Annotated in this window: 10 protein-coding genes; 4 read left to right on the top strand and 6 right to left on the bottom strand. The window is 68.8% G+C overall.

Going from position 1 to position 14,183, the window contains the following annotated elements; translation table 11 throughout:
• Positions 1 to 103 precede the first annotated feature (103 nt).
• The gene (locus tag UAJ10_RS06900; RefSeq protein WP_322914645.1) at positions 104 to 3,580 is read right to left on the bottom strand and encodes a glycosyl hydrolase 2 galactose-binding domain-containing protein; all 3,477 of its coding nucleotides are present in this window, start codon (positions 3,578 to 3,580) and stop codon (positions 104 to 106) included.
• Positions 3,581 to 3,774: 194 nt separating this feature from the next.
• On the opposite strand from UAJ10_RS06900, the gene UAJ10_RS06895 reads away from it, so the two are divergent.
• A complete protein-coding gene (locus tag UAJ10_RS06895) occupies positions 3,775 to 5,079 on the top strand; it encodes a sugar porter family MFS transporter (RefSeq protein ID WP_322914644.1) in 1,305 nt (434 codons plus the stop codon).
• Between the two features lie 7 nt (positions 5,080 to 5,086).
• Here the strand turns inward: UAJ10_RS06895 and UAJ10_RS06890 are convergent, their stop codons facing one another.
• Entirely contained in the window at positions 5,087 to 5,731 is a 645-nt protein-coding gene (locus UAJ10_RS06890) for a TetR/AcrR family transcriptional regulator (RefSeq protein WP_322914643.1), read from the bottom strand.
• Positions 5,732 to 5,804: 73 nt separating this feature from the next.
• Here UAJ10_RS06890 and UAJ10_RS06885 point away from each other — a divergent pair, with 73 nt between their 5' ends.
• Complete coding sequence (locus tag UAJ10_RS06885; RefSeq protein ID WP_322914642.1) at positions 5,805 to 6,836, top strand: aldo/keto reductase; 1,032 nt, start codon at positions 5,805 to 5,807, stop codon at positions 6,834 to 6,836.
• Positions 6,837 to 6,913: 77 nt separating this feature from the next.
• Here UAJ10_RS06885 and UAJ10_RS06880 read toward each other — a convergent pair whose 3' ends face one another.
• Positions 6,914 to 8,338, bottom strand: a complete 1,425-nt coding sequence (locus UAJ10_RS06880) for an amidase (RefSeq protein WP_322914641.1) — start codon at positions 8,336 to 8,338, stop codon at positions 6,914 to 6,916.
• A gap of 145 nt (positions 8,339 to 8,483) precedes the next feature.
• Here UAJ10_RS06880 and UAJ10_RS06875 point away from each other — a divergent pair, with 145 nt between their 5' ends.
• Positions 8,484 to 9,047, top strand: a complete 564-nt coding sequence (locus UAJ10_RS06875) for a TetR/AcrR family transcriptional regulator (RefSeq protein WP_322914640.1) — start codon at positions 8,484 to 8,486, stop codon at positions 9,045 to 9,047.
• 7 nt (positions 9,048 to 9,054) lie between these two features.
• Here UAJ10_RS06875 and UAJ10_RS06870 read toward each other — a convergent pair whose 3' ends face one another.
• From UAJ10_RS06870 to UAJ10_RS06860, 3 genes are all read right to left on the bottom strand, one after another.
• A complete protein-coding gene (locus UAJ10_RS06870; protein ID WP_322914639.1) occupies positions 9,055 to 10,581 on the bottom strand; it encodes a carboxylesterase/lipase family protein in 1,527 nt (508 codons plus the stop codon).
• 99 nt (positions 10,582 to 10,680) lie between these two features.
• Positions 10,681 to 11,901, bottom strand: a complete 1,221-nt coding sequence (locus tag UAJ10_RS06865) for an ROK family transcriptional regulator (protein WP_322914638.1) — start codon at positions 11,899 to 11,901, stop codon at positions 10,681 to 10,683.
• A gap of 169 nt (positions 11,902 to 12,070) precedes the next feature.
• Positions 12,071 to 13,138 carry a zinc-binding metallopeptidase family protein gene (locus UAJ10_RS06860; protein WP_322914637.1) on the bottom strand — a complete coding sequence of 356 codons (1,068 nt, stop codon included), beginning with the start codon at positions 13,136 to 13,138 and terminating at the stop codon, positions 12,071 to 12,073.
• 142 nt (positions 13,139 to 13,280) lie between these two features.
• On the opposite strand from UAJ10_RS06860, the gene ku reads away from it, so the two are divergent.
• Positions 13,281 to 14,180: a non-homologous end joining protein Ku gene (gene ku, locus UAJ10_RS06855; RefSeq protein ID WP_322914636.1), complete on the top strand. Its 900-nt coding sequence runs from the start codon at positions 13,281 to 13,283 to the stop codon at positions 14,178 to 14,180.
• Positions 14,181 to 14,183 lie beyond the last annotated feature (3 nt).

Genomic DNA, 14,183 nt, shown 5'->3' with positions numbered 1-14,183 from the left:
GGCGCCGCCGCATTGACCCAGGTCAAGGGGGGCGGGCGCCGGAAGGGATACGCCCAATAGGCGCCGTCCCCATTCCAAATCGAATGGGGACGGCCCACGGGCTTCAGGGCGCGGTGACAGCCGCCGTGGCCGGCTGGGTGTTCCAACCGCGCAGGGCCACCTTGGGTTGCCCCTGGGCCAGGGCGGCGGGGTAGGCGATGGTGACCTCGCGCCGGTCCCCCGGCAGAAGGGAGACGTAATTGTCGCTGGCGTAGGCCGGCAACAGTCGGCTGCCGTCGGCGTTCTGCAGGGTCAGCTTGTTCATCAGCGACGCGGCGGTGCCGGTGTTGGTCAGGGTCACATGCACCTTGACCTCGTCCCCCGCCCGTTCCGTCCGCGTGGCCAGGGTGACGGGCTGCGGCGCCAGGTCGTTCAGGTGCCGGGTGGCGGCCTCGTCGGCCACCCGCCAGTAGACGTTCTGCGACAGCGCGCCGCCGGCGTCCGACAGCTCCAGCTCCACCAGAACCAGGCCGTTGGCCTGGATGGCGGCGGCCAGGTCCAGCTTCCGCGCCTGGGTGGCGGCGTCGGCGGGGGCGTCGACCTTCTGGGTCCGGTCGCTGATGACCTTGCCATCCACGGTCAGGACGCGGGCGCGGATGGTCAGGCCCTTTTTCGCCTCACGGGTGTTGTTGATCACGCTGATCCCATCGTCCGGCGCGTTCAGCTGCACGTGCAGGGGCTCCGCCGCCTTCTGCACGCCGTAGAAGGCGCCATGGGTGTCGTAGTCGTGGCTCATGATCTGCCAGTTGGTGCTGGGCCACGCCGGCTGGGTCATCCACAGCAGGCGGCCGCTATTCACCCTCCACAGGCCGGCGTTCATGCCCTCGAAGATGGCCCGATGGGTCTCATAGTTCATCAGCTGGGCCTTGCGCTCGAAGTCGGCCAGGCTGGTGGCCGCCCCCAGCTTGCGGTCCATGGCGGTCATGAAGCCGTGGGTATCGCCGTTCCCGGACTGGTGCCAGTCGTGATAGGCCCAATTGTCGCTGACCGGCCAGCGGTCGGCCGCCGGCACGGCGGCCTCGAACGCCTCCAGCGTGGGGAAGGAGGGCGTGCCCACCTCCACCGCGAAGCCGCGGGACAGCTTGGTGAAGTATTGCGATGGGTCGCGGTAGTCGTAGGGGCCGCTGTCCTGCAGGTTCACGCGGTTGGAACTGCCGCTGTAGTAGCGGGTACCGTCCAGCGTTGCGATCAGGCTTTCCAGCCCCTCGTTCAGCACCGGCTGCGGCACACCCTCGTTGCGGCCGAACCACAGCACGATGGAGGGGTGGTTGCGATAGCGGCGGATGACGTCGGCGGCGTTGTCCAGGAACAGGGGCACGTCCTGGGCCTCGATGTTGTAGTCCTGGGTGCTTTCCCAGAAGTCGTTCAGCACCATCAGGCCATATTCGTCGGCCAGGTCGAAGAACACGTCCTCGGTGTTCTGGCCCACCCAGTTGCGGATGATGTTGACGTGGGCCTCGCGATGCAGGCGGAAGAACGGCTCCAGCCGGTCGCGCGACACGCGCTTGCGCCAGTCGTCGGTGCCCCAGCTGCCGCCGCGCGCCGGCACGCGCACGCCGTTGACTTTCAGGATCAGGTAGGGGGCCAGGCTGGTGTCCTCCAGCGGCTTCACCGCCGGTGACTTCTCCGCCCCCGGCAGCAGGGAGGAGACCCAGCCGCCGGCGATCTTGTGGATGCCGGTGTGGCTGCCGTCGACCACGCGCTCGCCCCGCTGGAAGGCGGCCGTTGGGTCCACCTCCACCCGGCGCAGGTGGCCGCCGCTGTCCATCAGTGACAGCTCATAGCTGACCTCCCGGATGCCGAAGCGGGTGTGCTGTTCATCCGACTTCATACTCCCCTGGGGCCCACCGGTGGCGGCCGTCAGGGTCAGGCTGTGCAGGGCGGGATCGCCCAGGCCGTTGGGCCACCACAGCTTCGGGTTCTTGACGCTCAACTGCGGGAATTCGGCGGGCGTGAGGGTGACGCTGCCCGCACCCGGCGCCAGGGTCACGGTCTTGGCGACGGTCACGTCGTCGAAGGCGGCGCGGATTTCGGCCTGCACCGGCTGGCCGGTCAGGTTCTCCACCGGTACCGTGATGGTGATGTCCGCCGTGCTGGTGTCGGGCAGGGGCAGCTTGGTCACCACCTGGCTGTCGCCGATTCGCACCGCGCCGGTGGCGGTCAGGGTCACGTCCTGCCACAGGCCGGTGTTGCGGTCGCGGACGGCGGGGATCCAGTCCCAGCCCTCGCTGGCGATGAAGGTGGGGCCGTCCAACGCCTGCATGCCGCCGTTCTCGCCCACGCCGGCGGCGATCGACTGCTCATGCGGCACACCGGGATGGGGCGGCGGGGTGATCTTGACCGCCAGCACGTTCTTCTGACCCGGGCGCAAATGGCCGGTGACATCGAACTGCCCCCGGATGAAGGCGCCGCGCACCCCGCCCAGCCGCTCGCCGTTCAGCCAAACCTCGGCGGCGTAGTTGATGCCCTTGAAGGTCAGCAGCGGGTGGCGGCCCTGCAGGTCGGCGGGGGCGTCGAACTCCGTCCGGTACCAGTAGTCCTGCTTGTTCAGGCTTTCCGGGATGGCCAGGTTGTCCAGGCCGTAATCCGGGTCGGGGTAGACACCCCGGTCGACCAGGGTGGTCAGCACCGTGCCGGGCACGGTGGCCACATACCAGGACGCGGTGTCGAACCCCGGCTGGGAGATATGGGCGCCGTCGCCCTGCACCTTGGGCGCCTCCGCCAGGCGCCAGCCGCCCACGGTCCAATGGTTATCACTCCCGGGGGCACCGTCGGCCTTCAACGCCGGGCCGGTGGGCAAGGGTTTGGCCACCGGCTTGGAGAACGGGGCGGCGCTCTTGGGCAGGGTCCAGGGATCCTGTGGCGTCACCTGGCCCATCATCTGCCTGACCTGTACCGGCCAAGTCGGGCTGGCGGCCTCGAAATTGATCAGGTCGGTGGTGGGCTTGCCCTGGGCGGCGGCTTTGACCTCCGCCGCGCCCAGCTCTTGGGGGGCGACGGTGAAACCGGCGATGCGGCCGGCGAAGGCGCCACCCAGGCGCGGCGCCAGGCCCACCACCGGGGTGATAGTGATCTGGGCGGGCGTGCCATGCGCCACCTCGACGCCATCCAGGTAGAGGTGGACGGTTTTGCCGTCGGAACTGGCCAGGGCGTGGTGCCAGGTGCCGGCCTTCACGGCCGCCCCGCCACTGATGGTGTCGCCGGAAGCGGTGCGCAGGGCCAGCCGGCCGTCCTTCAGCGCCAGGTAACGGCCCTGGGCCGGGTCGCCCACGCCGGCCAACAGCACGGTGCCGGCGGCGATCTCGTCGGCCTGGAACCAGGCTGAAAGGGTCCAGGGGCCGTCGGTGGGCAAAGTCACGCCGCCCAAGGGCTTGGTCAGGCCGTCACCGCCGGCCAGGAAGACGGCGTTATAGGGGCCGTAGACGCCGTCGCCGGCCATCGCGCTTGAGGGCGCGGTCCAGGCGGCCGACATCATCAGGGCGGCCCACAGCAGGCCCCGGCCCATCTTTCGGGCGCAATTATGGTTTTGGGTCATCCGCATCTTAAGGCCTCCCTCCCAGGGTCGACCCCGCGGGGCCGGACCATTATTCTTTGGTTTCGGACGTTGCGCGCCAAGCGGCATCCCATCCGGTTTTGCCTGTTCTCGGGAGCCGGAATGAAGGCCTATCGACAAACAGACGAGCACAATTTAATAAAACAAATTGGTTAAATAAAAAAGAGGGAGGAAGCGGGGCCATGGCGTTTTTGTTCCTCAGCATCGCCACGGCGGCGCTGGCCGGCCTGTTGTTCGGTTTCGACACGGCGGTCATCGCCGGGGTCACCGGCGATCTGCGCGCCATCATGAACCTGACGCCGGGGGCGGTGGGCGTCACCGTGTCCAGCGCCCTGGTCGGCACCTGCATCGGCGCCCTGGGCGCCGGCCGGCCGGGCGACCGTTACGGCAGCCGCGACTGCCTGCGCGTCATGGCCTTGTTGTATCTGGTATCGGGCGTCGGCTCCGCCCTGGCGTGGGATTGGCCGTCCCTGGTCTTCTTCCGCTTCATCGGCGGGCTGGGCATCGGCGGCTCCTCCGTCTTGGCGCCGGTCTATATCGCGGAGATCGCCCCGCCCCAGCGGCGGGGCGCCCTGGTCGGGCTGTTCCAGTTGAACATCGTGCTGGGCATCCTGGTGGCGTACCTCAGCAACTACCTGGTCGGCGGCCTGGACCTGGGCGATGCCGAATGGCGGTGGAAGTTGGCGGTCACGGCCGTCCCCTCCGCCGTGTTCCTGGGCCTGCTGGCCTTCATTCCCAACAGCCCGCGCTGGCTGGCGGTGAAGGGCAGAGTGGAGGAGGCCGCGCTGGTGCTGCGCCGCACGGGTGTCGCCCACGTCGACAGCGCCGTGCGCGCTCTTGGCCAAGGGGATCGGCAGGATGCGGGCCGCCTGTCCTGGCGCCACCATCGCCGGCCCATCCTGCTGGCCGTGGGCCTGGCGCTGTTCAACCAGTTCAGCGGTATCAACGCCATTCTCTATTACCTCAACGACATCTTCGCCGCCGCCGGCTTCGGCAAGGTCTCTGCCGACCTGCAATCGGTGGCGGTGGGCGCGACCAACCTCTTGTTCACCGGCATCGCCATGACGGTCATCGACCGGGCGGGACGCAAGACCCTGCTGCTGACCGGCGCCGTGGGCATGACTATCAGCCTGGCGGCGGCCGCCCTGATCCTGTCCGGGTTCGGTAGCGGCGCCTACCTCATCTGGCCGCTGTTGGGTTTCATCGCCGCCTTCGCGTTCAGCCAGGGGGCGGTCATCTGGGTTTATATCGCGGAGATTTTCCCCACGGCGGTGCGGGCGCGGGGGCAAAGCCTGGGCAGCGCCACCCATTGGCTGGCCAACGCCTTCCTCTCCGGCGTCTTCCCCTTGGTGGCGACAGTCTCCAAGGGCGCGCCCTTCTACCTGTTCGCCGCCATGATGGCCCTGCAGTTCGGGGTGGTGCTGCTGTTCTTCCCCGAGACCAAGCGCGTCTCGCTGGAGGAAATGGCCGGGCGGCTGGAAACTTGAGGCGGGATCAGGCGCCTGCTGACGGGCCGGCGCCGTAGCGCAGGCCGTCCAGCAGCAAATCCACCATGCGCCGCCCATGCTCCGGCCCCAGCTCCTGCGACGGGGCGGCCAGCACGGCGACGGCCCGCAGAAGGTCGACGGCGGCGAAGCCGGCGCGCACCACGCCCGCCGCCGCCGCCGCGTCCAGCAGGGACTGCAGTGCCGGCACCAAGTGCTTCTGGAAATAATCGGGCAGCACCTCATAGGCCGGGTCGCCGGAATGCAGCGCGGCGCCCAGTCCGCGCTTGGCGGCGATGAACTCCAGGTAACGGCGCATCCAGCGGCTCAGCGCCTCCCCCGGGTCATGGGCCGCCGCCAGGGCGGGGGCGGCGTCGGCGCAGGCGTCCACCTCCTGCCGGAAGACGGCGATGATCAGGTCCGAGCGCTGGGGGAAGTGGCGGTAGACCGTGCCGATGCCCACGCCGGCCTTATCCGCGATTTCCCGCACCGGGGCGTCGACGCCCGACGTGGCGAACACCGCCATCGCCGCCCGCAGCAGGGCGTCCAGGTTGCGCTGCGCGTCCGCGCGCACCCGCCGCCGCTTGCCGTCATTCCCAGGACGGATCTCTCCCGCCGTGTCGTCCACCATATCCTCGCTTGAAAAACGGAACATTGTTCCGTATATGTGACCGGAACGCTGTTCCGTTTATATAGCACCCATCGACGTAAGAGAGAAGGAGAGGGCGATGCAGTATCGCACCCTGGGCCGCACCGGCATGAAGGTCAGCCCCTATTGCCTGGGCGCCATGATGTTCGGCGCCATGGCCAACCCCGACCATGACGAGGCCATCCGCATCATCCACAAGGCGCTGGATGCCGGGATCAACTTCATCGACACGGCCGACTTCTACAGCCAGGGCGAGTCCGAGGAGATCGTGGGCAAGGCCCTCAAGGGCCGGCGCGACCGTGTGGTGCTGACCACCAAGGCGCATCTGCCCATGGGCGAGGATCCCAACCAGCAGGGCAATTCCCGCCGCTGGATCACCCGCGCGCTGGAGGATTCGCTGCGCCGGCTGGGGACGGACCACGTCGACCTCTACCTCATCCACCGCCCCGCCCCCGATACGGATATCGAGGAGACGCTGTCCGTCCTGACCGACCTGATGCGCGCGGGCAAGATGCGGGCCATCGGTACCTCCACCTTCCCGGCGTCGGACATCGTGGAGGCGCAATGGGTGGCGGAGCGGCGGGGCCTGGCCCGCTTCCGCGCCGAACAGCCGCCCTATTCCATCCTGAACCGCGGCATCGAGCGTGAGGTGCTGCCGGTGTGCGAGCGGTTCGGCATGGGTGCCATGGTGTGGAGCCCGCTGGCCATGGGCATGCTGACCGGCCGTTACCGCAAGGGCCAGGCTATGCCCGACAGCCTGCGCGCCCGCCGCTTCCCCAAGCAGATGGGCGACGAACGCCGGCTGGACGCGGTGGAGCGGCTGATGGTCGTGGCGGAGGAGGCGGGCCTGTCCCTGACCCACCTGGCCATGGCCTTCGCCATCGCGCACCGGGGCGTGACCGCCGCCATCCTGGGGCCGCGCACCCTGGCGCAGTTCGACGATCTGCTGGCCGGGGCCGAGGTGTCGCTGTCGGACGAGGTTCTGGACCGCATCGACGCCATCGTGCCGCCTGGTACCGACCTGGGGGCGCTGGCGGCGATGTATGACCCGCCGGCCCTCCAGAAGGCGGACCTGCGCCGCCGGCCGGCCGCCGAGCGGGCGGCGGCCTAGGCGAAGCGGCGGCGCCCTCGGCATCGCCGCGACATCTCCGCCGGTTGGGGCGTTGATGCCGCGGCGTCCGGTGATGGTCAGATCTTCGGATGCAGGCCGCGCACCGGGCTCACCTCTTCCAGCAATCCGGCCAGGTGCAGGATGGTCGATTCCGCCATCCAGCTGGACACCAGTTGCACACTGATGGGCAGGCCGTCCCGGCTGGTGCCGAAGCGCAGGGACAGGCCCGGCAGCCCCGTCACGTTCAGCGGTGAGGTGGCGGCCATGACGTTCAGCGCGTTCACCGTCTGGCCGTTGATCGTGACCTCGGTGACGCCGTGCCCGTGGGCCGGCAGGGGCAGCACGGGGCACAACAGGGCATCATAACGGCTGAAATAGTCGGCGAAGCCGTCCTTCAACCGCTCCGCCGCTTGTTCCGCCTCGATAAAGTCCGCCATGGACGTCTCTGGCGCCGCCAGCATGGCTTGGGCGATGTGGAACAGGTTCTCCGGTGGCTGGCCGGCGGTGGCCTCCACGAAGGCCGGCTTCATCTCCATGATGTGCAGGCGCAGGAACACGTCCAGGGCGAAGTCGCGTTCCAGCGCTGGAATGCGCACCGGCTCCACGACGCAGCCGCTGCCCTTCAGCGCCTCGGCCGCTGCCTGCACGGTGGCCGCCACCTCCGTGTCGATGGGCCCGAAGCCCGGCTCCACCAGCCAGCCCACCCGCAGCGGCCGCGCCGGTGTCGCGCCGACACCGGCATCGATGGGGGCCGTGTCGCCGGCGCCCATCATGCTTGAGAGGGCGTCGGCCCCGTCCGGACCGGCCAGCAGCGCATAGGCCAGGGCGACGTCGCGGACACTGCGGGCCATGGGACCCACGTGCCAGAAACGGCGCGGCGCCCGGGGCCAGATGCCCGTCATGGGCACGCGGCCGTGCGTGGCCTTGAGGCCGACGATGCCCGTCTGCGCCGCCGGCCCCCGGACTGAGATGGCCAGGTCGGTGCCCAGGCCCAGGGGCGACATGCCGGCGGCGATGGCGGCGGACTCGCCGCCGCTGGACCCGCCGGGGGTGCGATCCAGGTTCCAGGGGTTGTTGGAGCGGCCGGTCAGCAGGTTGTCGGATTCGATCGAATACGAAAACTCCGGCAGGTTGGTCTTGGCCAACAGGATGCCGCCGGCCGCCTTCAGCCGCGCGACGCTGACGGCGTCGGTGTCCGGCACGCGGCCCTTGAAGATGGGGGAGCCGCGCTGGGTCGCGACACCGGCGGTATCAATGGAATCCTTGGCGGTGAAGGGCACGCCGTGCAGGGGCCCCACGTCCTCCCCCCTCAGGATGGCCGCCTCCGCCGCCTTGGCGGCAGCCAGCGCGCCGTCGTCCACGGTGACGATGGCGTTGACCTTGGGGTCCACGGTGGCGATGCGGTCCAGGTGCGCCTGCACCACCTCAACCGGCGAAATCTCACGGGCGCGGATCAGCTGGGCCAGCGTGGTGGCGTCGGAAAACAGGATGTTGGCTGTCATGTCGGTATATCCTACCTAACGTTTGGTAGGCAAACGGATAGAGCTTTCCTTTGAGGCCGTCAAGGCCTATCTAACAGTTGTTAGGTTGATGGGCCGTAACCCTTGGGGGCGAAAGCCAGGGAATGACGGCCGAGGGACGAGGGACATGAGCACGAACTCCAAGGAAGCGATCCTGGCGGCTGCCCGGCTGATCGCGCAGGCGCACGGCTATGGCGGGCTGAACTACCGTGACTTGGCGGCGGCGGTCGGCATCAAGGCGGCCAGTATCTACCACCACTTTCCCAGCAAGGCCGACCTGGCCGCAGCGGTGGCCAAGCGCTATTGGGAGGATACGGCGGCGGAGTTGGAGGCCATGGCGGCGCAGGCGCCGAACGCCACCGCCGCCCTGCGGCGGTATCCGCAGGCCTTCCGCCGCGCGCTGGAAAACGACAACCGCCTGTGCCTGTGCAGCTTCATGTCCGCTGAAGTCGATGACCTGCCGGACATCGTGAGGGCGGAGGTGCGGGCCTTCGCCGACGTCAACGTCGCCTGGCTGGCCAAGGGGCTGGTGGCCGCCGGCATCGTGGCGCCCGACAAGGCGGCGGCGCGAGCCCGCGCCATTTTCGCCGCCATCTCCGGCGCGCAGCTGATGGCGCGCAGCCGCGCGGACATCTCGCTATACGACACCTTGGTCGACAGCTACCGCGCGGCGGGCCTGCTGCCGGCGTGAATGGCGGTTACGGCGTGGGCGGGCGCAGGCCGCACAGGGGGCCGCGTAGGCCCGTCTTGGCTTCGGGACCGGCGTCGGTGAAGGCCAGGTAGGCGCCGGTGGCCTCATAGGCGGGCCAGTGGGCCAGGCCCTGGCCGTTGGGATCGCCGTTGCGCGCGAAGTTGAGCCAATAGCGTTGCAGGGTGGGCGTGTCGTCGCCAGGGGCGCCGGCCGCCCGCCCGTCGAAGACGAAGGGCAGGTCGCTGCCGTGGGTGACGGGCCCTTGCGCCGGGGTGCGGTCGAAATGATAGACCCAGGTGGGGTGTCCGCCGGCGGCGTGCACGGCCGCCACATGCAGGGTGGGGCAGCGGAAGGTCAGGTCATCGGCCAGCTGCGTCGCCACGTCGCCCAGGCGCGGGTCCGGGGCGGGCAGGGTGGTGGCCGTGATGCCGTAAAAGGCCAGCGCCTTCGCCGCGTTGGGCCCGAACGCCTGGCGGATGGTGGGCACCACGGCATCCGCCCCGCCATGGAGCGTCAGCTCGCGCGCGTTGCTGCCGATCATCAGGGGCACGGGGGCGGCGCCGGCCAGCAGGTCCTCCGGCGCCTGGGGCAGGACCCAGCCGTCAATGACGGCCTGCAGCCAGATGAAGCTGTCGTCCGCGATGGTGGCGGGCTTCAGCTTGTCCGTGGCCGCCAGGATGTCCGCGCCGGACAGGGCGCGCAGCTGCGCCAGGCTTTTCACCCCCGCCTTGTCCAGCAGCTGGCCGCCCAGGGCCTCATTCTCGGCCAGGGTGCGGGCCGGGACGCCGAAGCCGGCGGTCCCGCTTTGCTCGATGGCCTTGGCGAACAGGCCGCGGGCATTGGGCGCCAGCATCAGCTGACCCACGTCCTGGCCGCCGGCGGACTCGCCGAAGATCGTAATGTTGCCCGGGTCGCCGCCGAACATGCCGATGTTCTGGCGGATCCAGGCCAAGGCCGCCATCTGGTCCATCAGGCCATAATTGCCTGAGGCATGATACGGCGACTCCGCCGTCAACTCCGGCAAGGACAGGAATCCGAAGGTGCCCAGCCGGTATTGGATGGCCACCAACACAACACCCCCATTCGGGCTGACAGGGTCGGCCAGGCTGGACATCACCGTGCCATCCGCCGCGCCCGCGCGGTTCGCGCCGCCATGGATCCAGACCATGACGGGCAATGCCGCGCGCGGCGACAGCGCAGGGGTGCGGATGTCCAGGTACAGGCAGTCCTCCTGGCTGCGGGCCGCCAAGGCGTCGTTCCAGCCATAGCCGCGTTGCAGGCAGGGCGGCGAGGGATGGGTGGCATCGCGTGTTTGTTGCACCCCACCGACGGGCTGTGGTGGCTGCCAGCGTAGCGGACCCACGGGCGGCTGAGCGAAAGGGATGCCCTGGAACACGGCGCCGCCTTTGCCATCGCCGGTGCCGAGCAGGGCGCCGATGCTGGTGAAGACTTCTACCGTTGCGGCATAAGCCTGCGTCGCGCCGATGAGCAAGAGGGTCAGCGCCAAAAGCGCTTGGATCGTCCGTTGGATCACCGGGCCGCCCTCCCCAGGCGCTGTTGTCGCGGCCCAATTAAAGGAATTTGTTTTGCTTAATCAAGCGCGGCTTTCTGTCCGGCAGGACAGAGGGCGGCGTCAATTGTCCGCCGTCTTCATCAGGGCGGCGCGGCTGGGCAGCAGGCGATCGGTGAAGGGCAGCATGCCGGCGCCAACGGCCGGCGCGTCGGCGGCCATGGCGGCGCGCAGCACGGGCGCCACCTGGGGGATGTCCCGCAACGCGCCCAGGCGAAGGTTCAGGGCGGCGGCCAGCTTGTCCACCAGCGGGGCGGGCAGGCGTCCGCCCAGGAAGATGGCCTCGGGATTGACCAGGCAGTTGGTTGCCACCAGCGGGTCGATCATCAGGTCGGCCGCCAGCTCTATCCACTCCTCCACCACCGCCTCGGCCGGGGTGCCGGCCAACCGGCACAGCTGTCCAGGCTCATCCACGGTGTGGCCGGCGGCGGCCAGGCGATCATACAGGGCGGACAGGGACACGGCCTCTTGCAGGGTGCGGGCGGTGGTGCGGTCCGACCGCACCGGCAGGAAGCCGATCTCACCGCTGCGGCCCCGCGCGCCGCGGAACTGGCTGCCGTCCACGACGATGCCGCCACCCAGGCCGCCGCTGATCAGGATGTAGAAGAAGCTGCGATGGCGCAGGCCGTGGCCGAACTGAAGCTCCCCCAGCGCGGCGGCGGTGGCGTCGTTTTCGACGAACACGGGCAGCGGCAGCACGTCGGCGAACAGGCGGGCCACGTCCACGTCGCGCCAGGCGGCATAGGCCTGGGGCCAGCGCGCCAGGCTCACGCGGCCGATGTCGTCGGGCATGGCGACACCGATGCCGATGAAGCGCGACAGGGGCAGGCCGGTGCTCGCCAGGATGGCGGAGATTTCCGTCCGGAAGAACTGGGCCACCACCTCCGGGGGCGCCAAGTCGATCTCCCGCGAGGCGCGCGCCCGCACCGTGCCCAGCAGGTCCAGCACCACCAGGGTGATGTGGTCGCGGTCGATGGTGACGCCGATGGAAAAGCAGCCGTCCGGGTTCATCTCCAGCAGGATGGCGGGCTGGCCCCGGCCGCCGTGCTGGCGCCCGGCCTCGACGATCAGCCCCTCGGCCAGCAGCCGCTTGGTGATGTTGGCGATGGCCGGCAGGGTCAGTCCCGTCAGTTCCACCAGTTCGGCGCGGGTGATCTGGCCGCTGACGCGGATGGCCTGCAGGGTGACGCGCTGGTTATGGTCGCTGGCCCGCTCCAGGTTGGTACCGGACAGGCTGGCGGCGATGGCGTGCAGGGCGTCAACGTGACTGTGGCCATCGAGCATCGGTATGCCCCCCTGTCATGGTGCGCTCGTCCTGGGGATGGCATCCCGGGTGATGACATCGCTGTCGGATTACACCCCAGTCTGGCCTGTGACAATCGGCAAGTCACAAGAAAAAGTCACATCTGTCCTGGCAAGACAGATGCGCTGCCGGAATGATGGCTGGAAATCCTCACGCCGCCGCCTTGGCTGTCCGGTCGGCGCCCACCAGGTCGTGAATGAAACCCAGCTTGGCGATGACGGCCGGGGTCAGGATGAAGGGGTAGAAATCCACCTGCCCCATGCTGCGGTTGATGTTGTTGACGGCGAAGGCGATGGGCAGCCAGGCCTCAACGATGTCGGCGATGGTGCCGTGGCGATAGGGGTTGAAGTCGACCTTGGCGGACAGATCGCCAGTGCGGTCCACGGCGGGGCGCACCCGCACGCCAAAGGCGTGGGCCGTTTCCAGCGTGTCGACGATATGCAGGTAGTGCGCCCAGGTCTCGGCGAAATCCTCCCACGGGTGGCTGGTGGCATAGGCGCTGATGAAATTCTGCTGCCAGTCGGCCGGGGCGCCCTGGTCGTAGTGGTGTTGCAGGGCGGCGCTGTAATCTTGCCGGTCGTCGCCGAACACCGCGCGGCAAGCGTCGAGCCTATCCTCGTCGCGCACCAGCCGATCCCAATAGTAATGGCCGATCTCATGCCGGAAATGGCCCAGCAGGGTGCGATAGGGCTCATGCAGCTGGGTGCGGCGCGTCTCGCGCTCCGCATCGTCGGCCTCCTTCAACGCCAATGTAATCAAGCCGTTGTCATGCCCTGTCATGACAGCGCCCTCCGGCAGGTCATCCAGGAAGTCGAAAGCCAGGCCGCCCTCCAGGTCGTCCGTCCGGTTGGCCAGGGGCAGGCCCAGCTTGATCAGCGTGTAGAACAGGCGATGCTTGGCCAGCTCGATCTTGCGCCATTGGGCCAAGGCCGTGGGACAGGACACGTCGGGGATGGTGCGGTTGTGCCGGCAGGCGGCGCACAGGCGCTCCTCCGACCCCGCCGGCAGCAGCCAGTTGCAGGCGTCCAGCTCCGCGTTGGCGCAAAACTTGTAAAGCTGCTCAGGCGCGCCCAGGGCGTGCCAGGCCTCCCCCTCCGCCTCGACCGCATGCATTTTGTCGTCATCGGGCAGGTAGCCCAGACGGTGGCCGCAACGCTCGCAGACGCGGTTCTCGAAATACAGCATCTGGCCGCAGGCCTGGCAGTTGAACAGCTTCACGCTCGAATCTCCCCCGCTGATGGCGCGCGTTAAACCGTACGCCGGCGTCCGTGGTTCCGCCCGGGGTTCCCGGAACCCGCGCGCCGCCGCCGGCGTTGAGTCGCGGTTCCCATGTGGAAGGCGGATATGGAAGGCGGCGACCATGGCACCCAGGGCGAACTGGAAGGGGTTCCTGAAGATCGGGGAGGTCAGTTGCCCGGTGGCGCTTTACACCGCCGCTTCCGCATCTGAACGCATCGCCTTCCACACCGTCAACCGCGCCACCGGCCATCGGGTGCACCGGCAGTTCGTGGACGGCGAGACGGGCAAGCCGGTGGACCGTGAAGACCAGGTGAAGGGATATGAGATCGCACGCGGCGACTACGTGGTGCTGGAACCGGACGAGGTGACCGCCGTCGTGCCGGAAAGCGACAAGACCCTGTCCGTCCTGGCCTTCATCCCCTGCGCCGAGATCGATGACGTCTATTTCGACAAACCCTATTACCTGGCGCCCAGCGACCGGCACGCGGACGAGGCCTTTGCCCTCATCCGCGAGGGCATGCGCGCCAAAAAGGTGGCGGCGCTGGCGCAGACGGTGCTGTTCCGCCGGGTGCGCACCGTGCTGGTCCGCCCCCATGGCGTCGGCCTGATCGCCACCACCCTGAACTTCGATTACGAGGTGCGATCCGCCGCCCAGGCCTTTGATGAAATTGCCGACATCAAGATCGAGGGTGAGATGCTGGACCTCGCCCGGCACATCATCGAGACCAAGAAGGGCGTCTTCAAGCCGGCGGACTTTGACGACCGATATGAGACGGCGCTGGCCGACCTAGTGAAGGCCAAGCTGGAGGGCAAGGCCCCGCCGGCGCGGAAACGGGCGCCGCCGGCCAAGACCACCGACCTCATGGCGGCCCTGCGGGAAAGCGCGGGGCTGGGCGGCAAGCCGCCGGCCAAGAAGGCCGCATCCAACGCCAACCGTGCCAAACCCCACTCCACCCGGCCCCATTCCACCGGGACTGTGCCGAAGCGCAAGGCAACCCCCGCCCGGCGGAAGGCCAGCTGAGCC

The sequence above is a fragment of the Nitrospirillum guaranorum genome, from assembly GCF_034653275.1.
Classification (GTDB): Bacteria; Pseudomonadota; Alphaproteobacteria; order Azospirillales; family Azospirillaceae; genus Nitrospirillum.
This window is presented reverse-complemented; position numbering and strand designations above follow the sequence as displayed.